Genomic DNA, 20,152 nt, shown 5'->3' on the forward strand with positions numbered 1-20,152 from the left:
ATTGTTGATTCACTCTTTTAGCACCCATACATGGTGTTCGCCGTTTATCATCTCTGCGCCTTCCAGAATTTTCTCGAAGCCTGGGAATCTTTTATTCCACTCAGCGATCTGGCGAATATATTGTAACCAGGGAGAGTTTTCATCACCAAAGGATTCCCCCGGCATGATGATGGGTATACCCGGTGGATAAGGAATAACGCCAACAGCCGATATACGTCCAGTGAGTTTACTGAGTGGGATATGTTCAGTACGGCCTGCCATATGGTCAAGGAATGCCTGCCGGGGAAGCTTCACTATATTAGGTAATTGGTTAAATGATCTTGTTTGTTCAATATCCATTTCATATTCTTTCATATATCTGAACATTTCGTCCGAAATATCTTTTAGTCCTATATCTTGATAATTGGGGGGATATTGCTTAGTGAGTTTCGGCAAGCATTGTTTAAGTGGTGTATTAGCGTCATAGTGTCTCTTGAAACTTAATAATACATTGAGTAACGTGCCCCATTTGCCTTTGGTGACTCCGAGAGTAAATTGGCAAAGAACGATGAAATCAGTGGTACGTGCAGGTACAATGTCGTGCTGGCTCAGATAAGCGGAAAGAATTTCGGCTGGAATGCCATTTTCCATCAGTTCATCATTATCATTCATTCCTGGGCACAAAATACCGACTTTCATTGGATCAAGTAGGCACCATTCTTCCGATAGATTCTTAAATCCATGCCATTTGTCACCCTCTTTTAATACCCAACAGGAAGGATCATTTGCCAATTGTTCTCTGTTTGCTTCATGGAAAGGAATTAATTTACCGCTGTTTGAACTGATAATCTCTCTGGCATTCCAGGGTGAGAAGAACCAATCATTTTTTTGTTTAAATTCATGATGGGTCTTTGCCAAAGTTAGACGGAAGTCCACGGCTTCATTGATAGCACTTTGTATCAGTCTTTGTCCTTGCGGGCCATCCATCATAGCTGCGCCAATTTCATTAGTTGCGATCAGGGGATATAGCGGTGAAGTTGTGGACTGCATCATATAAGACTCATTGAAACGAGAGTGTTCAATGGGTTTTCTGCCATTGCGGATATGGATATAGGATGATTGCGATAATGCCGCTAGCATTTTATGTGTGGACTGAGTAGCAAATATTGTAGGGCTATTACTATCATAATCATCTGGTTCACCACGCATTGAATAACGATGTTTATACATTGGGTTAAAACGGGCATAGGCAAACCAGGCTTCATCAAAGTGAATTTGATCAACACTTTTTGCCAATAAATCTTCTACTTGTTCTGAGTGATAACATATTCCATCGTAAGTACTGTTGGTTACGACAGCATAAACAGGTTGGCTGTCTGTAGCGTTCTCTTTTAACGGGTGTTCATCAATGATTTGTTGGATATATTCTGGTTGAAATTGATCTTTAGGAATGGGGCCGATAATGCCATAGCGGTTGCGTTGTGGAATAAGGTATATGGGCAAAGCCCCTGTCATTATTAAACCTTGTTCAATGGATTTATGGCAATTGCGGTCGCATATAATAATCTCTTTTTCACCAATAACTGCATTCATGATAATACGGTTGGAACCAGAAGTGCCGGTAAGAACACAATAGCTCTGATGAGCACCAAAAACAGTGGCTGCGTATTCTTCTGATTCTTTGATCGCACCGGTATGATCTAAAAGTGAACCAAGTACTGTTCTTTCTACGCCAAGATCACTTCTGAATAAATTTTCCCCTAAAAAATTGATTAATTCTCTTCCTGCCGCTGTTTTGGTAAAAGCGACGCCGCCTTGATGTCCTGGGGTAGTCCAGGAATATTCGGGTGACTCTTGAGTATATTGAAATAATGCTCGGGTGAAAGGAGGTAATAACTGAGCATAGTATTTCTTAATCAAGGAATTGGCGCGGGAGGCGATAAATCCAACCGTATCTTCAAGCATCCAGACGAATTCATCTGCTAATTTCATTGCTTCAAGTGTCAGTGTATCTATGCTGGAATATTCGGCCGTTAGCAGCACCGGAATAGTGACATTGTGTCTGCGTATTTCTCTCAGCAATTCTGATACTTGTTCATGGGATTCAGCGTTATTGTCACCTGAAGTCCAGTCAACAAAAATACAGCACAGTGAAGAATCAGAAGAAACCGTTGCTATGCCATCTTGAATTGTTGCAGCAGGGATAACGGCAAAATTGTTCTTTTTCAATGCATCTATTAGCTCGGTAAATGCACGGCCATTTGCAGTCGTCGGGTTACATAGGTGGCTACTTACAACCATAATCTTGCTTTGTTCGTTAATATCTAAATTAATCATGATGCATCCTTTAGGTAAGATAGTATCCTGATAAATTTAGTATGGTTAGTTTAACTTGCTGTAATACATAATATGATTGGGGATATATAATTAACTATCATTGTATTTTTAGCGGCAGTTAATTGTTTACTTTGTTTTTGATTTTTTTTCCTGAGAAACTAATTTCTGCCGGTTTTCTTTTGCCTGTAAATATCCAACTAAACTAAGCTGATAACGGCGGATATTTTCGACATAGCGATAAGCTTCATGTCCACGAGCATAACCATAGGTAGTATTCGTATAATATTTTTTTTGACTTAACAGAGGTATTCGGGTTTTTACATCAAGCCAGCGATCAGGATTACCTTTTTGTGCTGCTGTCAATTTCCGGGCATCCAGCATATGGCCATAGCCCATGTTGTAGGCAGCCAGTGCAAACCATATCCGTTCATCTTTAGGAATGTTTTCAGGTAGTCGTTTCATCAGATTTTGCAAATAGATTGCACCTCCCTTAATGCTTTCTTCTGGATCAAGGCGGTCAACGACACCAAGCCCTTTAGCGGTTGGATTGGTTAACATCATCAGGCCACGGACCCCTGTGGGCGATGTTGCCTGTGGGTCCCAGTGAGATTCCTGCCAGGCAATTGCAGCCAGCAGTTGCCAACTGATATCACCAGAATATTTTTCAAATAATGGTTGATAAGTCGGTAGAACGTTATCAATGGCACTAAGAAAAGAGAGTGTATCGAAGTAATCAAATGAGCTGACATGAGCAAAGTATTTCTCTTCTAACCGCGGCATTACATCTTCTTCTGTCATTTGACTGAAAAAATCCAGCATAGCAGCATAAAGGCTGTAATCATCGGTACGCTTTAAATACCACGTTAAGGGATTATCTTCACTGACATCAAAAGCGACAGCCAGATTAGGGTAAGTGCGTTGTTGCAACGCGACATTAATAGAATCGCCTAAGGTGTAATCCAGCTTACCTTCTGATACCAATTCTAGTAACTCGCGGGTGTTGTACTGCTGTGTCTCGTCCCATTCAAGTCCTGGGTGGGATTCTGCTTTTATTTGTTTCAGTGTGCTGACGTGAGCAGAACCGGAAGTGACGAGTAATTTGCCTGTTAAATCTTTAAAAGAACGAGGGCGTGGCGTACCTTTACGGTAAATTAACTGTTGAGAAACAGAATAGTAAGCGGGGCCAGTTTGGGTTTGTTCCAGCCTTTCCTTGTTATAGGTTAGACCTGCGGCTAGAAAATCAGCATCACCATTTTCCAGATCATCAAATAACTGGTTGATATTTTTTCTGAATTTGATTTCCAGTTTTACACCAAGGTAATCAGCAAAGCGTTTTACCAGTTCGTAATCAAATCCATTGAGCTCTTTCTTGCTTGTCAGGTAAATCAGAGGTGAGCTGATGGTGCTGATCCGCAGTTCTCCCCTGGTAATGATCCTGTTAATCTGCTCTTGCTGTTTATTCGGCCAACTGATGTTTAGACTGATAATGGCAGCGGAAAAAAGAGCGATAACAATGATAACGAAGTAGTTTATTTTTATATTATTCAAACTGTTATCTCTTTGTAACGCGGCGTGATGCTATGTGGAAACGCGCTATTATTATCATGGTTAAATTTCCAGTGATTGAGCATTTTGCGGAACAAAAACTGACTGCGCAACTTATATCGATACTATTGGCATAATCTGGCCATCGAACAATTAGTCTTCATAATCATCACGCAAACGGTTTCGTCACTGGTTGCAATCCTCTATAATGTGTTTATTTTCCCCTAAGGCATCAGTCAGGTTTCGCTTCTAAGATGAGAGAATTTATTACTATGGAAATTCTGCGTGGTTCCCCCGCTTTATCGGCATTTCGTATCACCAAGCTCCTTTCTGTGTGTCAGGAACAGCAACTTCCGGTCAATGATATTTATGCGGAATATGTTCATTTTGCAGAGATTAATGCACCTTTGGGTGATACGGATTCAGCAAAGTTACAGCGATTGCTAAAATATGGGCCTTCATTAGCGGAGCATGAACCAAAAGGAACATTGCTGCTAGTGACTCCTCGTCCGGGGACGATTTCTCCATGGTCTTCTAAAGCAACAGATATTGCTCATAATTGTGGTTTGTCTCAGGTCGTGCGTCTGGAACGTGGTCTGGCTTATTACATCCAGTGTGGTGAAATGAGTGGCTCACAGTGGCAAATATTGTCTTCATTGCTGCATGATCAGATGATGGAAACGGTTTTTACTCAACTGAAACAGGCGGAGAAATTATTTTCTCATCAGCAGCCCACCCCATTAAAGCGCATTGATCTTCTGCAAGAAGGGCGAGGCGCACTAGAGAAAGCGAATACTGAACTTGGATTGGCGTTGGCACCGGATGAAATTGATTATTTGCTGGAAGCCTTCGAAAAATTGGGGCGCAATCCAACAGATGTTGAACTTTACATGTTTGCTCAAGCTAATTCAGAACATTGCCGTCATAAAATCTTTAATGCTGATTGGGTTATTGATGGTCAGGAACAGCCAAAATCATTGTTTAAAATGATTAAAAATACCTATGAGCAAACCCCGGATTATGTGTTGTCAGCTTATCAAGATAATGCCGCTGTGATGGAGGGATCTTCTGTTGGCCGTTTCTTTGCTGGTGTAGAAGACGGTTCATATGATTATCATCAGGAACAAGTTCATATTCTGATGAAGGTTGAAACCCATAATCATCCGACGGCAATCTCTCCCTGGCCGGGTGCCTCGACCGGTTCCGGTGGTGAAATTCGCGATGAAGGTGCAACAGGTCGAGGGGCTAAACCAAAAGCCGGGTTGGTAGGATTCTCTGTATCCAATCTGCGGATACCGGGTTTCGAACAGCCATGGGAAGAGGATTTCGGTAAACCAGAGCGTATTGTCAGTGCCCTGGATATCATGACTGAAGGGCCTTTGGGAGGGGCTGCATTTAATAACGAATTTGGTCGTCCAGCCTTGCTTGGTTATTTCCGTACTTATGAGGAAAAAGTAAACAGTCATAACGGCAGTGAGCTGCGTGGTTATCACAAGCCAATTATGTTGGCTGGCGGGATTGGTAATATCCGTGATGAACATGTCAAGAAGGGTGAAATTTCTGTTGGCGCGAAACTGATTGTTCTCGGTGGTCCGTCTATGAACATCGGTTTGGGTGGTGGTGCGGCATCTTCTATGGCATCTGGTCAATCCGATGCTGATCTGGATTTTGCTTCTGTGCAACGTGATAACCCAGAGATGGAACGCCGTTGTCAGGAAGTGATTGATCGCTGTTGGCAATTAGGTGAAAACAACCCAATTTTGTTCATTCATGATGTTGGTGCTGGTGGGCTTTCCAACGCTATGCCTGAGCTGGTGAGTGATGGTGGCCGCGGTGGACGGTTTGAACTACGTAAGATTCTTAATGATGAACCAGGAATGAGTCCACTGGAAGTCTGGTGTAATGAATCTCAGGAGCGTTATGTCCTGGCTGTTGCGCCAGAACAACTTCCTTTGTTTGAAGAGATTTGTCGGCGTGAGCGGGCACCTTATGCTGTTATCGGTGAGGCAACAGAAGAACGGCATTTGCTGCTTAATGATGAGCATTTTGCTAACCAGCCAATCGATATGCCCCTGGATGTGTTGCTGGGTAAAACGCCAAAAATGTTGCGTAATGTCAGCACATTAAAAGCCAGAGGGGGAAGCTTTGATCGTCGAGATATTGATTTGGCAGAAGCGGTTAAACGTATTATGCATTTGCCAACTGTGGCAGAAAAAACATTCCTGATAACAATCGGTGATCGTTCGGTAACGGGGATGGTTGCTCGTGATCAGATGGTTGGTCCATGGCAGATCCCGGTAGCTAACTGTGCTGTGACTACTGCCAGCCTTGATAGTTATTATGGCGAAGCGATGTCTTTGGGTGAACGTGCTCCAGTTGCTTTGTTAGATTTTGCCGCCTCGGCTCGTCTGGCTGTCGGGGAAGCTTTGACCAATATCGCTTGCGCTTATGTCCAGGATTTGAAACGTATTAAGCTTTCAGCTAACTGGATGTCTGCTGCCGGTCATCCCGGTGAAGATGCGGGTTTGTATGCGGCGGTCAAAGCGGTGGGTGAGGAATTGTGTCCGGCGTTGGGGCTGACTATTCCAGTGGGTAAAGATTCTATGTCGATGAAAACCAACTGGAATGACAAAGGTGAAGAACGCGAAATGACATCACCTTTGTCGCTGGTTATCACTGCTTTTGCCAGAGTGGAAGATGTACGCCGTACAGTCACGCCTGAGCTTTCCATTGATGAAGATAATGCGTTGTTGTTAATCGATCTGGGACAAGGCCAGAACACATTGGGCGGTACAGCATTGGCACAGGTTTACCGTCAATTGGGTAATAAAACCGCAGATGTGCGTAGTGCTGAACAATTGGCTGGATTCTTCAATGCGATTCAGCAACTGATTTCAGAACAGAAATTACAGGCTTATCACGACCGTTCTGATGGTGGTTTGCTGGTCACGTTGGCTGAAATGGCCTTTGCTGGTCACTGTGGAATTGAAGCTGATATCAGTGTGTTTGACGAAGATATTCTGGCTGCGCTCTTTACGGAAGAGTTGGGGGCCGTGATTCAGATTCGTTCATCTGAAAGGGAGTTTGTTGAACAGGTTTTGGCAGAACATGGTTTGGCCGATTGCGTGCATTATTTGGGTAAAGCCAAAGCAGGTGATGATTTTGTCATTTTCAGCGGTAATACTGAAGTGTATCGCCAGAATCGCAGTATTTTGCGTCTGTGGTGGGCTGAAACCACATGGCAAATGCAGCGTTTGCGCGATAACCCGGAATGTGCCGATCAGGAACATCAGGCTAAACAGGATAACCAGGACCCGGGTTTGAATGTTAAATTGACCTTTGATCCCGCAGAAGATATTGCAGCGCCTTACATTTTGCAGCAAGCAAGGCCGAAAGTGGCTGTATTGCGTGAACAGGGTGTTAACTCTCATGTTGAAATGGCCGCTGCGTTCCACCGGGCAGGTTTTGAGGCTATTGATGTTCATATGAGTGATTTGTTGTCTGGACGTATTGGATTGAGCCAGTTCCAGACACTAGTTGCCTGTGGTGGCTTCTCTTATGGTGACGTATTAGGAGCGGGTGAAGGTTGGGCCAAATCAATTCTGTTCAATGAACGTGTTCGTGATGAATTTTCGGTTTTCTTTACACGACCTGATACTTTGGCGCTTGGTGTTTGTAATGGTTGCCAGATGATGTCTAACTTGCGGGAATTGATCCCAGGTGCAGAACATTGGCCGCGTTTTGTGCGTAATCGTTCAGAGCGCTTTGAAGCACGATTCAGTTTAGTCGAGGTTGCTGACAGTCCATCATTATTCCTGAAAGATATGGTCGGTTCTCGTATGCCGATTGCTGTTTCTCACGGGGAAGGGCGAGTAGAATTCCGTGATAGTCAACATCTTCATATACTTGAAAGCAGCCAGTTAGTGGCTCTGCGTTATGTGAACAACTATGGTCAGGTCACTGAAAATTATCCGGCCAACCCAAATGGCTCAGTGAATGGTATCACTGCCGTTACCAGCCTTGATGGACGGGCAACCGTGATGATGCCGCATCCAGAAAGGGTGTTCCGCACGGTCAGTAACTCGTGGCATCCAGCGGAATGGGATGAAGATGGCCCATGGATGCGAGTTTTCCGTAATGCTCGTAAGCAGTTAGGGTAGTGTTGTAACCTAATAAACAGGGTTCTTTAGTCACGGCAGTTGGAGAATACTTTCAACTGATACGAAAAGGGTGAGCAGAAATTGCTCGCCCTTTTGTCAATTAATGAGTCAAATTCCGTAGGTTATTTCGCAGTGTATTAGATGATACGACGCGTCCTGACTTTATATCTTTTTCAGCAAAAGAGAGTAGGCATAGTAAGGCTATTTGTTCTTGCTGCATCTCAAATTGAGTCGGATCTTGAACCATATATAGTCGTTCCTCGTTTTGGACTTGATACATATTTTCCCCCGGATAAAGACCTTTTTGCTTCATCTACGATGGCACATCGTTGGCTGATAAAGGCTAAGGCTTGAGTATGAAGCAAATAATATAGACTATTGACATGATATCTATACGGGTGATTCAGATAAAAAAGTTTTGTATCGGAAATCCTTAGCAGTTCAAGCCCTGTTTCCCACTGTCTCAATTACCCGACAAATGTTTATTTGAGTGTCTCCAAAAGGAGACATTTAATTGATTGATTTTAATATATTTTTGTTTTCGTAATTCCAGGTGTCTTTAATTGGAGACAGAAAATAGATTTTATCTATATCTGGGAATAGATTTTTGGTTGCTGAAACGTTAATTTAAGTTTTTTATTTATAAAAAACAATAAATTATGATTAATGCTTTAATGTTGGCACGTAACCTGCATTAAATTGGCCCAGTTGCTCATTCAGCTTCTTATGTTGGCCCACATCGGTGGAGACATGTCACATAAACTATCGAATGATGCCAGAGTAAGGTGCCTACCGTCCAACTCAGTGATATCGCTTTCGGGCCTTATCAAACATCGGGCGACACGTGGAGTGAGGCACCACCTATCCTGACTGTAGATAAACAGCAGGAAAGTGCTATCCTCACTGGCGGGATAGTAGCCAAAGCTACTGTCCCGCCGTCATAATTCAGGTGTTTGCCTGCCTCATCGTATGGATGTTTGCATCTACTATTTATCAGTAACAGCAGAATTTATCAGCCGACAGGTTTTTCTATCTGCCTTTTGTCGGCTAACATTGGTGTACTGACAGGTTACGAGATGATTTCCTTGAAAAAATGGCGTTTGTTTCCGCGCTCATTGCGCCAATTAGTTGTGATGGCCTTTTGGCTGGTGCTACTGCCATTATTGATTTTGGCTTATCAGGCTTACCAGAGTCTTGATCAGCTCAGTGAACAGGCGGCTGATATAAACCGTACCACGTTGGCTGATGCTCGCCGCAGTGAAGCGATGACCGGTGTTGCGCTGGAGATGGAGCGTAGCTACCGCCAGTATTGTGTCCTGGGGGATAAAACGCTGGAAAATCTCTATCAGAAGCAATATCGGCAATATTCTAAGATGCTGAAAGATCAAATGGCTATACTTGATGATCAACAGCATATTAAGACGCTTAACGATTTACTGTCACAATTGACAGAAATCACTTGCCTCAATAGTGAACCTACACAACCCGCATCTCAATTACTTGAGCAATTTTCTAATGTTAATAGTCAGATGGTGCAGACCACTCGCGATGTTATTTTCAGTCGAGGGGAACAGTTACAGAAAGATATTGCCGAAAAAGGGCAATTCTTTGGCTGGCAGAGCCTTATTTTGTTTTTACTGAGTGCGCTACTGGTTGTGTTATTTACCCGTATGATTATCGGGCCAGTGAAAGGGATTGAACGAATGATTAACCGATTGGGAGAAGGGCAATCATTGGGAATTCGTATAGATTCTTTTCAGGGGCCGCGAGAACTTCGCTCTTTAGCGCAACGGATTGTTTGGCTCAGTGAGCGATTGGCTTGGTTGGAATCACAACGCCATGAATTTTTGCGTCATATTTCTCATGAATTAAAAACGCCGTTAGCAAGTATGCGGGAAGGGACAGAATTACTGGCTGATGAGGTTGCAGGGCCATTGACGGCAGATCAGCAAGAAGTGGTTGCTATTCTTGATAATAGTAGTAAACATTTGCAGCAGTTGATCGAACAATTGTTGGATTATAACCGTAAACTGGCGGATAGCTCGACGGAACAACAGCAAGTTTCTTTACGGGAAATTGTTAACGAAGTGGTTTTATCACACAGTTTGCCTGCGAGATCAAAGAACATTCAGACAGAAATTCAACTTAATGCTGATATTTGCTGGGCAGAACCTACACTATTAATGCGGGTTATTGATAATCTCTACTCCAATGCGGTGCACTATGGCGCTGAATCCGGTAACATCTGGGTTTCTAGTCGTCAGATCGGCAAATGCGTTCAAATTGATATTGCTAATACAGGTACTCCTATTCCTGAATCAGAGCGTAGTATGATTTTTGAACCGTTCTACCAGGGAACGCTCCAGCGTAAAGGTGCAGTGAAAGGTAGCGGCCTTGGGCTAAGCATTGCGCAGGATTGTATTAAGCGCATGAGAGGTGAACTGTTATTAATTCAGAGCGAATTTGCTGACGTATGTTTTCGAATTGAATTGCCATTAACTGCTGAGAATAAATAATGTATTACAGGTCTACTTACCGTTTTGTACAAAAGACGGATCGGCAGAATATTGCGGTACAGCCTGGGAAAAACGTTTTTGTCGCCAGACTATTATTACCACGCGTTTCAGCTTGGGGTCTTAGAATGATTCCGCTGATCCTCACTCCTTTTTTGTTGGCGGGTTGCGTCAAAAGTCCGGTTAATAATAATTTAACTGCTGCGGTGGTAATACCAGAACAACAGGTGACAGATTACCGTATCGCAGATTGCGATTTAATGTGGGATTTAGAGGCTCCACAATCGATTGAGAATGCGCTTTACTGGCTGAAGATGATAGATTGTTCAAATAGCCTGACATCAGCTAAAGCGCGTAATATTGCGAAACACATTACGCCGGTTACCTGGGATTCAGCTTTCAGGCAGAGTATTTTACTTAACAGTGCCAGGCCGACGTTGGCTGAGCGCCGGAAAATGGTTGAAAATCTCAACAAATTCGGACTTAAATTTCCAACCTCATTGCAATCATTATTGCAGTTATGGCGCGAACAACAGGTTCAGCAAATCGCAATTACTGAGGAGCGGGCAAGATTCCAGAAATTACAGGTGGATACCGATAACAAAATTGATCGTCTGCGTGAAAGTCGTGCGCGATTGGAATTTGAACTAGAAAAAACTTCTCGTAAATTGGAAAATCTGACAGATATTGAACGTCAGCTTTCTTCCCGTAAACAAAATCAGAATAGTGCTAGTTCAAGTAGCTCCAATGAACATACTGAAATGCCCGCGGCGCCATCACCTGGCGAAAATAGCATGCCAGGTAACACATCGGAATCGGATAAAGGAGTAGCACAATGACAGCACGTAAGCCAGCCCATCTTCTTCTGGTTGATGATGATCCCGGTTTGTTGAAATTATTGGGTATGCGTCTTACCAGCGAAGGCTTTCGTGTCACAACAGCAGAAAGCGGTTATGAAGCGCTGAGGCTACTCACTAAAGAAAAAACCGATTTAGTGATCAGCGACCTGCGCATGGATGAAATGGATGGTATGGCGCTGTTTGCTGAAATTCAGAAACAACAGCCTGGCATGCCGGTTATTATTTTGACAGCCCATGGCTCCATTCCTGACGCAGTTGCAGCAACTCAGCAAGGGGTTTTCAGTTTTCTGACTAAACCGGTTGACCGGGATGCACTTTATAAGGCAATTGATGGCGCATTGGCGTTGTCTACGCCTGCGGGGGATGAACAGTGGCGGGAGCAAATAGTTACCCGTAGCCCGGTTATGTTGCGCTTGTTGGAACAGGCCCGAATGGTTGCCCAATCTGATGTGAGTGTATTGATAAACGGCCAGAGTGGTACCGGGAAGGAAGTATTAGCTCAGGCAATTCATCGTGCCAGTCCACGAGCAAAAAAGCCGTTTATCGCGATTAATTGCGGCGCTTTACCGGAGCAACTGCTTGAATCTGAACTATTTGGTCATGCCAAAGGTGCGTTTACCGGTGCGGTCAGTAGCCGTGAAGGGCTATTTCTTGCTGCTCAGGGGGGAACGCTGTTTCTGGATGAAATCGGTGATATGCCGTTGGCTTTACAGGTTAAGTTGCTGCGGGTATTGCAGGAACGTAAAGTGCGTCCATTGGGCAGTAACCGTGATTTGAATATTGATGTGCGGATTATTTCTGCCACCCATCGCGATTTGCCAAAGGCGATGGCAAAAAATGAATTTCGTGAAGACCTCTATTACCGCTTAAATGTGGTGAATCTGAAAATTCCTGCCTTGAATGGAAGAGCTGAAGATATTCCTTTACTGGCGAATCATTTGTTACGTGAATCCGCGAAGCGTCATAAACCTTTTGTCCGCAGCTTCTCTGCTGATGCAATGAAATGTTTAATGTCAGCAGGCTGGCCTGGAAACGTGCGCCAACTTGTTAACGTGATTGAACAATGTGTTGCGTTGACTACTGCACCTGTTATTAGTGAAGCGTTGGTTACGCAGGCGCTGGAAGGGGAGAATACAGCGTTACCTACTTTTGCAGAAGCCAGAAATCAGTTTGAACTGAATTACTTGCGTAAATTACTGCAAATGACCAAAGGTAATGTGACTCATGCAGCGCGTATGGCAGGGCGTAACCGGACTGAATTCTACAAGTTACTGGCGCGTCATGAGTTAGATGCGAATGATTTTAAAGAATAACTTTTCCGCTGTTCAGGCAGTTTTTACACTGGTTAAAGATTGATGGCTTGGGAGAGCCAAATTATATGAGTCGTACTCTTAATATTGCCCTTGCACAGCTTAATTGGATGATTGGTGACATTGAAGGCAACTGTGAACGTATGTTGCAGACAGTGCAGGAACAACAGCAACAAGGTGCTGATTTAGTTATATTTTCTGAACTGGCACTATCCGGTTATTCTCCAGAAGATCTATTATTTCGTGCTGATTTTCATCAACGTTGCCGTGAGCAACTGGTTCGCTTACAGGCAGCCAGTTGCCAAACAGCTATTTTGGTTGGTCATCCCTGGGAACAGGATGGTGAAATTTACAATGCGCTTTCCTTGTTCTGGCAAGGGGAGATCCTGGCTCGTTATTTTAAACAACGGTTACCAAATTATGGTGTTTTCGATGAAAAACGCTATTTTAAAGCAGGTGATCAAAGCTGTGTTGTACCATTTAAAGGCTATAATCTTGGTCTGCTGATTTGTGAAGATTTATGGTTTGATGAGCCGATTGATGCTTTGCAACGGGCTGGTGCGGATTTAATTCTTTCTATTAATGCGTCTCCATATAATCGTGAAAAACCCTATATACGTTATGAACTGATTAGAGAACATTGCCAACGTACAGATTTGCCGATGATTTATCTCAACCAGGTTGGTGGTCAGGATGAATTAATTTTCGATGGCTGTTCTAAAGTTTTTAATGCAAGTGGTGAAATTACTCATCGGTTGGCTGCATTTAATGAACAAATCCAGCAATGCTGCTTTAATGAATTAGATATTGAACCTATGGTTAATCCGGCACCTGAATTACCGCCATTGCAGCAGGTGTACCAAGCCTTAGTACTTTCAGTTCGTGATTATGTGCGCAAGAATGGCTTTCAAGGTGTTCTGCTGGGTTTATCTGGGGGAATTGATTCTGGCCTGACGCTGGCCATTGCTGTTGATGCATTGGGTAAAGAGTCTGTTCAGGCGGTAATGATGCCGTTCCGCTATACATCTGAAATGAGTATAGAAGATGCCAAAGAGCAGGCTGATATGCTGGGTGTTGAGTTTAATGTTGTGTCGATAGAGCCGATGTTTGATGCATTTATGGCACAATTTGAACCTATGTTTGCTGATGCCGCCAAAGATACCACGGAAGAGAATTTACAGGCGCGTTGCCGTGCCGTTATTCTGATGGCGATATCTAATAAGCGTCGTCGTCTGGTGCTGACAACCAGTAATAAGAGTGAATCGGCTGTAGGATATTCCACATTATATGGTGATATGGCGGGTGGTTTTAATGCACTGAAAGATGTACCGAAAACATTGGTATTTGCATTGGCAAAATATCGTAATACGGTTTCTCCGGCGATACCTCAAAGAGTTATTGATCGTCCACCATCAGCAGAATTGGCGCCTGGACAACTTGATCAGGACAGTTTACCTCCCTACGACGTGCTGGATGCTATTCTGGAAGGGTATGTGGAACAGGATAAATCGGTAGATGAGCTGGTGGACGCTGGTTTTGATGAAGAAGTGGTACGCAAAGTTATTCGCCTGGTTGATATTAACGAATATAAACGTCGTCAGGCTCCGGTTGGCCCGCGTATTACTCCCCGTAATTTTGGAAAAGACAGACGCTACCCGATTACCTCTGGTTTCGGTCGTAAGAATTGGTAACAACAGGAAAACTTCATGAAAAAGATTGATGCGATTATCAAACCTTTCAAACTGGATGATGTGCGTGAAGCTCTGGCAGAAGTAGGTATTACTGGAATGACGGTAACAGAGGTGAAAGGCTTTGGGCGTCAGAAAGGGCATACAGAGTTGTACCGTGGTGCAGAATATATGGTGGATTTTCTGCCAAAAGTAAAAATCGAGATTGTTGTGCCAGATGAGATTGCTGATACCTGTGTTGAAACCATTATGCAGACAGCACAGACCGGAAAAATCGGTGACGGTAAAATCTTTGTCTTTGATGTTGCCCGTGTTGTGCGTATCCGTACTGGTGAACAGGACGAAGAGGCGATTTAGTATCATTTAAATTTTGAGGGTGGTAATAGTCAAATCAAAGTACCATCCTTAAATATAAAAATTAGGATTTTCGTAGATAGCCACTACTTTTGAACTGTATCTGGCTGATTAAGTTACGTGTTGAAGTAAAATAAGATATTTTTATATAAAACCAAGATGTTGGCTGATATGAAAATATTGAAAAATGTAGTAAAAAAACTTGCTAGTATAATAGTGAGAATAGGCTAATATATTCATTAATTATGATGTGTTATATGATTAACCAAATAATAACTTATAATTATCATTATATAAATTAATTAAAATCTAGTTACACCCGATTTCAATAAAGAAATTTATTTTCTTAATAATCGAATATGATAATTGATGTGTAATATTATTTTTACAATTTCTAAATTTGTTTTAAATCAATTGCTAATCTTTAACTTCATTATTTTTAATCTGAATTTATTGCAAGAATGTGATGTCATATTTAGAAATTAAATTAAAATTGCATTGTTGCATAGTATCTCTCTTTCTAACTAAAGAGAGAAACTTAAGAGTCTTATACCCAATAGATTTCAAGATGCATCGCGGCGGCAAGGGAGCGAATCCCCGGGAGCATAGATAACTATGTGACCGGGGTGAGTGAGTGCAGCCAACAAAGAAGCAACTTGAAAGATAACAGGTATATAGCTAGTTGAATTTGTTATCTTCTTTTAGGCTGATTCAGTAGTACCTGTAAACTTGACTTTATAATGAGGTACATATGACAGATTTTCATAGTTTTAACTCGCATTTATTTCAAGTCATGGATTGGCATTTTTCTCCTGAAACGGGAACGCCATTTTGGCTTGAGAAATGTAAAACATTAGATTTTGATCCATTGCAAGATGTCCGCACTTTCTCTGATTTAATGTTATTTCCAGATATTGCTGATGAACTCCGGGATATTCCTGTTGAAAGTTTGGTACCTCGAGGTTTGAGGGGAGCTGTGATTGCAGGCATATTTGAAAGTGGTGGTACGACGGGGCGGCCTAAGCGGGTTGTTGTATTTGAAGAATGGTTAGAGCAATTTGTGGCTTGGCGTTTGAATGATATACAAATCATTAATAAGGGGGCCGCAAAGAATACGCTCGCATTGGTTCCTTCCGGGCCTCATGTTATAGGGACAATAAACCGTCTTCGGGCTCGTTTCAGTGGAGGATATTTTTTCACCATAGATTTGGATTCACGTTGGGTCAAGAAGATGATTCAGCAAGGTGATGCTTCTGGGGTAGATGCTTATTGTGAGCATATTATTGATCAGGCTGAAGATATTATTAATACGCAACATATTAGTTACCTGATTGTTACTCCACCACTTTTAGAACGAATGGTAAGAAGAGCGGCTTTGGTGAGTCATTTGAATAAGACTTTGGATCTTATTGTTTGGGGTGGAACGCATATGGACCCGGATACACTAGCATTTTTACAATCTTCTGTTTTTCCTGATGTCAAAATAACAGCCAGTTACGGTAGTACGATGATACTTGGCGAGTCCAAATCAAGAAATGGTCAGGATTTTGAAGGTTCACCTATCTTTGATAGTTTTGCGCCTAATGTTCTTTTTGACGTTATTGATCCGTTAACGCAAAAACCGGTTCCTTTTGGCGAGCGAGGTCGGGTTGTCATGAGCTGTCTCAGTAAATTTGCTTTATTTCCTAATATATTGGAACGTGATACCGCTGTGCGACTTCCAAGAATAGATAATTACCCAGGGGCTTCAGTTGCTTTGGTACGTTCTATGGAGGAGATTTCTGGTCAGGCAGTGATAGAAGAAGTTAATTAATGCTAATCGATAGTGTAAAGCCTGACGCAAAAACAGCAATGGAGAACAAATTGCAACAGGTGGAGGCTCTCGCACTGGGAGAGCCCTATGTTACACGTCGGCGTGCGGCGGTTACTGACGTTTTAAATGAAGTTGTTCGGAAGATGAGAATTGCTTAAGAAGGGAACTAAGTACCTGAGGCACGGGCAAAATTTTTGCTAAATAAAACAAAATCGTGGAGACCCTCAGGTCCATCTAATTTAGAGGAACTTTACTATTGCGTCGATGACTTTTGCCAAAAATTTATTCCTCTCTGGCATCAACAGTTAATTGAAAATGGCTTGTTCAAACGTCACCGCGAAGCTTCCTTTTCTCTCAGTGAAGTGATGAGGCTCCTCATTTTATTCCACATGAGCCATTGTCGTGACTTTAAAACGTTTTATATTCAGCATGTCAAACACTATCTTAAGGACGATTTTCCCAGGCTGGTCAGCGACTCCTGGATTGTAGTGGTCTAAATTAGTGGACCACTACAGTGATGGTCAACTATTACATAGCCAAAAGCAAAGCCCGTCTGAAAGTTGCAAAATCCCACTTTGGTGCCAATGTTGCATCTCATCATATTTTCTTATGATTTAATTGTCTGATTGATTAAAAAACAGTATGATTGCTTTTTTTGTAATCATTTCTTTTGGGGCATATTGCGGGTTGATAACTTAATTATAGGTAACAATTGCTTATGGCTAATGATTTTGATGTGGAACGAACCGGATTGGTTTTTACTCTCACGGTCGGTAATCTCCCCGTGAAAACTTTTGCTGTGGTTGAATTTACACTGAATGAAGCGCTGTCAACATTATTCAGTTTGCAAGCCACATTAACCTGCGCCAATCCAGACATTGATTTTGCGGATGTTCTGGATAAATACGCCACATTGACCGTTTATCGCAATGGGCAGCCTGAGCGTTATATCACAGGAGTTGTGACGCATTTTGTGCAGGAAACAACTGGCCGTTATCGTAGTCGCTACTGCCTGACACTTCATCCTTCCTTGTGGCGTGCCGGATTACGGGTTAACTCTCGTATTTTTCAGAATCAATCGGTCACCGATATTATTGAAAGACTGTTGAAAGAAAATGGCGTTCGCCACTTCTCTTGTCTACTGCGTTATGAGCATCCAGAACGGGAGTTCTGCGTTCAATACGATGAGAGTGATTTGGCTTTTTTACAGCGTCTGTCAGCTGATGAAGGGATCTTTTACTACTATTACTTTGATCAAAGTAAGGACGAGCCGACAATTATTTTTGTCGACTCTTATACCCAGAATGGCGTTCTTTCACTGCCCTACAACCCTGAATTCGATGCTACAGGCAGTCAGTGTTGCATCAGCCAATTTCGTTGGGGAGAAAAGGTAGGAATTGCTGAAGTTTCGGTGAAAGACTACACATTTAAAAATCCCCGATGGCCTGCTGATTTTCAATTCCATGAGACCCAAAGGGACATCAGCAATCAGCGTTCGGATTTACGTAGTTACTATCACTATGATTTTCCCGGACGTTATAAAGATGAAAATGGGCAGCGGATAAGTCAGTATCGGTTGGAGGCGTTGCGTAATGATGCTTTGCTCGGTAGTGGGCAAAGTGACAGTTTTGCTCTTTTACCGGGCATGTGGTTTACGCTTACCGATCATCCGAAAGAAAAATTTAATGCCTCGTGGCAAATAATCCAAATTACTCACCATGGCCAGCAGCCTCAAGCGGATGAATCTCGTTTTGGTAGCAAAGGGACGATTTTGACGAATAATTTTACCTTTGGTAGCCCCAACCGGGTATGGCGTCCCTTACCTTACCCCAAGCCACGTATTGATGGCCTGCAAATTGCCACGGTGGTGGGTCCGGAAGGGGAAGAGATATTTTGTGATGAATATGGGCGGGTGAGGGTGCAATTTGCCTGGGATCGGTATGGCAAGCTTAATGATCAAAGTTCTTGCTGGATAAGAGTTAGTCAGGCTTGGGCTGGACATGGTTGGGGAATGATTACCATCCCGCGTGTAGGTCAGGAAGTCCTGGTCGATTTTCTGCATGGCGATCCTGACCAGCCGATTATTACTGGACGAACCTACCATGCTTGTAATATCCCACCGAACCGTTTACCGATGGCAAAAACGCAGATGTCAATCCGATCAAAAACCCATAAAGGGGAAGGATTTAATGAACTGCGTTTTGACGATGATAAAGGCGGTGAGGAAATCTATATTCATGCTCAGAAGGACATGAAAACTGAGATTTTAAACGATGAAATGGTCAATGTTGAACATAACCGGACTCATCATGTTAAACACGATGCTCACTTACGTGTTGATAATGAATATCGTGTTCTGGCGAAACAGGATATTTCCATTTCAACCGGGCAAAAGCTCCATATCAAAGCTGACGATGCGTTGTTGGTACAGAGTGGCAATGAAATTCATCTCAGTTCTGGGGCAAAGATAGTCATTGATGTCGGAAGTGAGCTTACCTTACAGGCAGCAGGGCATTTTATTAAAATTGATGCCAGTGGTATCAGCAGTAGTGCTGGGATTAGTTTTGCCAGTGGAGCGCCAGGTACAGGTTCGGGTTGGGGAGGGAAACAGCCAGATATGCTGGATAAACTGAAACAGGTCAGTGCTGAAATGCCAATTGCTGTTGCTCAAGAACCACTCAAAGAAATTTGTCTCAGTTGTTTGATGAAGGCAGAACGTGAAGAAGCAATAACCGTTATTCGGGGGCAGTCATGACATCTGAATTAAGCGAAAAACTGACTAATTATCAGAAAGAACATCCCGGCGTTCGGCTTTATGCGCTGGTGAATGGTTTGCAATATGAGCGCTGTTTTGGTGAGGAAATTAACTATATCGCGGGTGTCAACAACCCACTGTTCCGGCACTATCCAGATTCAAAAATTGCATTTGCAGGCCCGTGGCTGTTTGATATGGAATACGCTCATCAGTGGCAAGATAGATTGTCAATACTTGAAGAAACGTCTCCGGCAGTATCATGGCTGTTAACCTCTCTGTCATTAGATAAACTGACTCGCCATCTTGTGCCATATTTAAATATTCAGCTGTCGGCAAAACAGACGGCACTGCTACGTTTTTATGATCTCCGTATTTTGCATCGCATTCGTGACATTTTTAGCCATGAGCAACTGTCTGCATTTATGCAGGGTATTAACGTATGGGTTTATCAACACAATGCTACTTACTATTCAGTATCAGGAGCTCCATTATGATTAAATTGACCCAGGAACAACTTGATATCATTACCAAATTAGAAAAGCAGACCGTTATTGATCGTATAAAAGCCGAGCTTCTAGCCAAACACGCTGAATTAATTCCTTCTCCGTCTTCGCTGAATGAACGGCTAATAGCTGCTTATGACTATTTACTGACATTAAACTTTCAGGATAACTACTTAATTCAATCCTATTTATCTCTGGTCGCGTTTAATCCTGATTTTCAGCATGCCTCACCAATCAAGTCTGCTTTGGAATCCCCTGGTCAGAAACCCGAACAGCAGTTTAAAGATATTCTTTGTATTGCAAAAAATAAGATAAACAGGAGACGTTAATATGCC

15 protein-coding genes and 1 pseudogene are annotated in these 20,152 nt (G+C 42.8%); 13 read left to right on the forward strand and 3 right to left on the reverse strand.

Annotated features, from left to right (window positions below; translation table 11 throughout):
- Nucleotides 1-9: 9 nt before the first annotated feature.
- On the reverse strand, nucleotides 10-2,316 hold the full coding sequence (locus tag BO26_RS11190) for an Orn/Lys/Arg family decarboxylase (protein WP_036771408.1): 2,307 nt from the start codon (nucleotides 2,314-2,316) through the stop codon (nucleotides 10-12).
- A 126-nt stretch (nucleotides 2,317-2,442) separates the two neighbouring features.
- Nucleotides 2,443-3,864 carry a membrane-bound lytic murein transglycosylase MltF gene (gene mltF, locus BO26_RS11195; protein ID WP_051690953.1) on the reverse strand — a complete coding sequence of 474 codons (1,422 nt, stop codon included), beginning with the start codon at nucleotides 3,862-3,864 and terminating at the stop codon, nucleotides 2,443-2,445.
- Nucleotides 3,865-4,133: 269 nt separating this feature from the next.
- Between mltF and purL the strand changes: the two genes are divergently transcribed.
- Nucleotides 4,134-8,021 (forward strand): phosphoribosylformylglycinamidine synthase, encoded by a 3,888-nt coding sequence (gene purL, locus BO26_RS11200; protein WP_036771427.1) that lies wholly within the window; start codon nucleotides 4,134-4,136, stop codon nucleotides 8,019-8,021.
- A 100-nt stretch (nucleotides 8,022-8,121) separates the two neighbouring features.
- Here the strand turns inward: purL and BO26_RS22095 are convergent, their stop codons facing one another.
- The gene (locus tag BO26_RS22095; protein ID WP_201771264.1) at nucleotides 8,122-8,301 is read right to left on the reverse strand and encodes a hypothetical protein; all 180 of its coding nucleotides are present in this window, start codon (nucleotides 8,299-8,301) and stop codon (nucleotides 8,122-8,124) included.
- Nucleotides 8,302-8,806: 505 nt separating this feature from the next.
- Here BO26_RS22095 and BO26_RS23480 point away from each other — a divergent pair.
- The 12 genes and pseudogenes from BO26_RS23480 to BO26_RS11250 all read left to right on the forward strand — a co-directional run bounded on the left by BO26_RS23480 (nucleotide 8,807) and on the right by BO26_RS11250 (nucleotide 20,146).
- Nucleotides 8,807-8,965 carry a hypothetical protein gene (locus BO26_RS23480; RefSeq protein ID WP_157835547.1) on the forward strand — a complete coding sequence of 53 codons (159 nt, stop codon included), beginning with the start codon at nucleotides 8,807-8,809 and terminating at the stop codon, nucleotides 8,963-8,965.
- Nucleotides 8,966-9,097: 132 nt separating this feature from the next.
- Nucleotides 9,098-10,537 (forward strand): sensor histidine kinase, encoded by a 1,440-nt coding sequence (locus BO26_RS11210; protein WP_036771411.1) that lies wholly within the window; start codon nucleotides 9,098-9,100, stop codon nucleotides 10,535-10,537.
- The gene (qseG, locus tag BO26_RS11215; protein WP_036771413.1) at nucleotides 10,537-11,373 is read left to right on the forward strand and encodes a two-component system QseEF-associated lipoprotein QseG; all 837 of its coding nucleotides are present in this window, start codon (nucleotides 10,537-10,539) and stop codon (nucleotides 11,371-11,373) included. The genes BO26_RS11210 and qseG overlap by 1 nt, the downstream gene beginning before the upstream one ends.
- Entirely contained in the window at nucleotides 11,370-12,707 is a 1,338-nt protein-coding gene (glrR, locus tag BO26_RS11220) for a two-component system response regulator GlrR (protein WP_036771415.1), read from the forward strand. The genes qseG and glrR overlap by 4 nt, the downstream gene beginning before the upstream one ends.
- Before the next feature lie 65 nt (nucleotides 12,708-12,772).
- On the forward strand, nucleotides 12,773-14,395 hold the full coding sequence (locus tag BO26_RS11225; protein ID WP_036771417.1) for an NAD+ synthase: 1,623 nt from the start codon (nucleotides 12,773-12,775) through the stop codon (nucleotides 14,393-14,395).
- A 15-nt stretch (nucleotides 14,396-14,410) separates the two neighbouring features.
- Nucleotides 14,411-14,749 carry a nitrogen regulatory protein P-II gene (gene glnB / locus BO26_RS11230; protein ID WP_036771418.1) on the forward strand — a complete coding sequence of 113 codons (339 nt, stop codon included), beginning with the start codon at nucleotides 14,411-14,413 and terminating at the stop codon, nucleotides 14,747-14,749.
- 748 nt (nucleotides 14,750-15,497) lie between these two features.
- On the forward strand, nucleotides 15,498-16,559 hold the full coding sequence (locus BO26_RS11235) for an AMP-binding protein (protein ID WP_036771419.1): 1,062 nt from the start codon (nucleotides 15,498-15,500) through the stop codon (nucleotides 16,557-16,559).
- The gene (locus BO26_RS23485; RefSeq protein ID WP_157835548.1) at nucleotides 16,559-16,717 is read left to right on the forward strand and encodes a hypothetical protein; all 159 of its coding nucleotides are present in this window, start codon (nucleotides 16,559-16,561) and stop codon (nucleotides 16,715-16,717) included. The genes BO26_RS11235 and BO26_RS23485 overlap by 1 nt, the downstream gene beginning before the upstream one ends.
- 36 nt (nucleotides 16,718-16,753) lie before the next feature.
- A pseudogene (locus BO26_RS24640) lies at nucleotides 16,754-17,053 on the forward strand (hypothetical protein); the annotation flags it as partial.
- 224 nt (nucleotides 17,054-17,277) lie between these two features.
- Nucleotides 17,278-19,314, forward strand: a complete 2,037-nt coding sequence (locus BO26_RS11240; RefSeq protein ID WP_036771420.1) for a type VI secretion system Vgr family protein — start codon at nucleotides 17,278-17,280, stop codon at nucleotides 19,312-19,314.
- Nucleotides 19,311-19,808 carry a DUF4123 domain-containing protein gene (locus BO26_RS11245; protein WP_036771421.1) on the forward strand — a complete coding sequence of 166 codons (498 nt, stop codon included), beginning with the start codon at nucleotides 19,311-19,313 and terminating at the stop codon, nucleotides 19,806-19,808. The genes BO26_RS11240 and BO26_RS11245 overlap by 4 nt, the downstream gene beginning before the upstream one ends.
- Nucleotides 19,805-20,146 (forward strand): hypothetical protein, encoded by a 342-nt coding sequence (locus BO26_RS11250; RefSeq protein ID WP_036771422.1) that lies wholly within the window; start codon nucleotides 19,805-19,807, stop codon nucleotides 20,144-20,146. The genes BO26_RS11245 and BO26_RS11250 overlap by 4 nt, the downstream gene beginning before the upstream one ends.
- Nucleotides 20,147-20,152: the final 6 nt, after the last annotated feature.

Origin of the sequence: Photorhabdus australis DSM 17609 (genome assembly GCF_000711895.1) — a bacterium.
Lineage (GTDB): Bacteria > Pseudomonadota > Gammaproteobacteria > Enterobacterales > Enterobacteriaceae > Photorhabdus > Photorhabdus australis.

Bases quoted from the DNA above. Each gene is read 5' to 3' on its own strand.
- BO26_RS11190 (WP_036771408.1), bottom strand. From the start codon at position 2,316: ATGATTAATTTAGATATTAACGAACAAAGCAAGATTATGGTTGTAAGT.
- purL (WP_036771427.1), top strand. From the start codon at position 4,134: ATGGAAATTCTGCGTGGTTCCCCCGCTTTATCGGCATTTCGTATCACC.
- BO26_RS22095 (WP_201771264.1), bottom strand. From the start codon at position 8,301: ATGTATCAAGTCCAAAACGAGGAACGACTATATATGGTTCAAGATCCG.
- BO26_RS11210 (WP_036771411.1), top strand. From the start codon at position 9,098: ATGATTTCCTTGAAAAAATGGCGTTTGTTTCCGCGCTCATTGCGCCAA.
- qseG (WP_036771413.1), top strand. From the start codon at position 10,537: ATGTATTACAGGTCTACTTACCGTTTTGTACAAAAGACGGATCGGCAG.
- glrR (WP_036771415.1), top strand. From the start codon at position 11,370: ATGACAGCACGTAAGCCAGCCCATCTTCTTCTGGTTGATGATGATCCC.
- BO26_RS11225 (WP_036771417.1), top strand. From the start codon at position 12,773: ATGAGTCGTACTCTTAATATTGCCCTTGCACAGCTTAATTGGATGATT.
- glnB (WP_036771418.1), top strand. From the start codon at position 14,411: ATGAAAAAGATTGATGCGATTATCAAACCTTTCAAACTGGATGATGTG.
- BO26_RS11235 (WP_036771419.1), top strand. From the start codon at position 15,498: ATGACAGATTTTCATAGTTTTAACTCGCATTTATTTCAAGTCATGGAT.
- BO26_RS23485 (WP_157835548.1), top strand. From the start codon at position 16,559: ATGCTAATCGATAGTGTAAAGCCTGACGCAAAAACAGCAATGGAGAAC.
- BO26_RS11240 (WP_036771420.1), top strand. From the start codon at position 17,278: ATGGCTAATGATTTTGATGTGGAACGAACCGGATTGGTTTTTACTCTC.
- BO26_RS11245 (WP_036771421.1), top strand. From the start codon at position 19,311: ATGACATCTGAATTAAGCGAAAAACTGACTAATTATCAGAAAGAACAT.
- BO26_RS11250 (WP_036771422.1), top strand. From the start codon at position 19,805: ATGATTAAATTGACCCAGGAACAACTTGATATCATTACCAAATTAGAA.